The 1,075-nt window shown below is 65.2% G+C and carries 1 protein-coding gene; it reads left to right on the plus strand.

Annotated elements, in window-relative coordinates; genetic code table 11:
• Positions 1–1,075, plus strand: a 1,075-nt coding sequence (locus tag EYW42_RS19360) for an aldehyde dehydrogenase family protein (RefSeq protein ID WP_135537079.1), incomplete at both ends; no start/stop codon positions are given.

The following is a 1,075-nucleotide window of genomic DNA, read 5'->3' on the forward strand; positions in this document are numbered from 1 at the left end:
TCGACCGCGCGATGGCCGAGGCCGACGCCGCCTTCGAAGAGTGGCGCGAACTCTCCTACATCGACCGCGCGGAGTACCTCTGGGACATCTATCACGAACTCCGCGACCGCCACGACGAACTCGGCGAGATCGTCACGAAAGAGTGCGGCAAGGAGATAAGCGAAGGGAAAGCCGACGTGACCGAAGCCTGGCACATGGTCGAGTGGGCCGCCGGCAACGCCCGCCACCCCCACGGCGACTCCGTCCCCAGCGAAATCCCCAGCAAGGACGCCTACATGCGCCGGAAACCCCGCGGCGTCGTCGGCTGTATCACCCCCTGGAACTTCCCCGTCGCGATCCCGTTCTGGCACATGGCCGTCTCGCTGGTCGAAGGCAACACCGTCGTCTGGAAACCCGCCGAGCAGACTCCCTGGTGCGGCCAGGTCATCGCCGAGATGTTCGAGGACAGCGGCATCCCCGACGGCGTGTTCAACATGGTCCAGGGCTTCGGCGACGCCGGCAACGCCATCGTCGAAGACGACCGCACCGACACCGTACTGTTCACCGGCTCCGCGGAAGTCGGCAACGAGGTCGCAAGTACGGTCGGGGGCACGCCCGGCAAACTCGCCGCCTGTGAGATGGGCGGCAAAAACGGGATCGTCGTCACCGAACAGGCGGACCTCGACATCGCCGTCCACAGTGCCGTCATGTCGTCGTTCAAGACGACGGGCCAGCGGTGTGTGTCCTCGGAGCGGCTCATCGTCCACACGGACGTGTACGACGAGTTCAAAGAGCGCTTCGTCGAAAACGCCAGGAAAGTCGCGGTGGGCGACCCGCTAGAGGAGAACACGTTCATGGGGCCGGCGATAGAGCCGGGCCACGTCGAGAAGATCCAGCGGTACAACGACCTGGCACAGCAGGAGGGCGCGAACGTGCTGGTCGACCGGACGGAACTCGACGACGAGGAGATCCCGGACGGGCACGAGGACGGCCACTGGGTGGGGCCGTTCGTTTACGAGGCTGACTACGAGGAGGACCTGCGGTGTCTGAAAGAGGAGGTGTTCGGCCCGCACGTTGCGTTAGTGGAGTACGAGGG

The sequence above is a fragment of the Halostella pelagica genome (genome assembly GCF_004762015.1).
In the GTDB taxonomy this organism is placed as follows: Archaea; Halobacteriota; Halobacteria; order Halobacteriales; family Natronoarchaeaceae; genus Halostella; species Halostella pelagica.